This window comes from Vibrio sp. 2134-1 (genome assembly GCF_033339495.1).
Genome location: NZ_JAWOUS010000177.1, coordinates 1 through 949, shown reverse-complemented (window position 1 = coordinate 949; position 949 = coordinate 1). Strand labels below are relative to the sequence as shown.

Annotated in this window: 1 protein-coding gene; it reads left to right on the top strand. The window is 47.3% G+C overall.

Annotated features, from left to right (window positions below; genetic code table 11):
• Window positions 1–949, top strand: a 949-nt coding sequence (locus tag R7R78_RS24755) for a translocation/assembly module TamB domain-containing protein (protein WP_225474452.1), incomplete at both ends; no start/stop codon positions are given.

Genomic DNA, 949 nt, shown 5'->3' with positions numbered 1-949 from the left:
AAGCTTGATGCCGAGTGGCTATTTGATGTGAAAGATAACGGTGACTTGTCTGGTAAGGTTTCTTTACTGAATGTCTCATCTGAGAAGCCAACTATTGACGGTAAGGTTGCGCTTTCTACGTTCCACTTGGACTTCTTGGCTCCGTTGATCGGGGAATACAGCTTGTTCAAGGCGAATATGAATACTGATTTGGCCTTGTCTGGTGATGTAATGCATCCAAAAGTGAATGGTCAGTTCCTTATCGATCAAATGAAGCTGCAAGGCGAAGTGACGCCAATCGACATCAACTCCGGACAAGTCGTGATCAACTTTAAAGGTCACCAAGCGGATTTGGATGCTGGGATCATTACGCCTGACGGTAAGCTAGAAATCACCGGTGATGCTGACTGGCGTGACCTGCAAGACTGGCGAACTCGTGCCCGCGTGTTTGCAAAAGAGCTGAAAGTTGATATGCCGCCGATGGTCAAAATCAAAGTTGAGCCGGACATGACCATTGATGTCACGCCGCAGTTGGCGAAGGTGGAAGGTAATATCAATCTGCCGTGGGGACGTATCGTCATTGAGGAACTGCCACCAAGTGCGGTTGGTGTGTCGAGTGATACCGTGATTTTAAACAAGGATTTACAGCCAGTTGATGAAGTGACGGCTATGCCATTCAACGTCGAAACGGACATCAACATCAAGATTGGTGACGACTTCCAACTTGCGGCGTTTGGCTTGAAGGGCGGCTTGAAAGGTAGCCTTAACGTGACACAAAAAGACAAAGGACCATTCATCGTTGGTGAGGTAAACATCGTTGACGGTTCTTACCGTTCATTTGGTCAAGATTTGGTGATCGAAGAAGGTAAGATCTTAATGAACGGTCCAGCGGATCAACCGTATGTATCGATCAAAGCGATTCGTAACCCTGACAATACTCAAGACGATGTGATCGCAGGTGTGCGTGTGA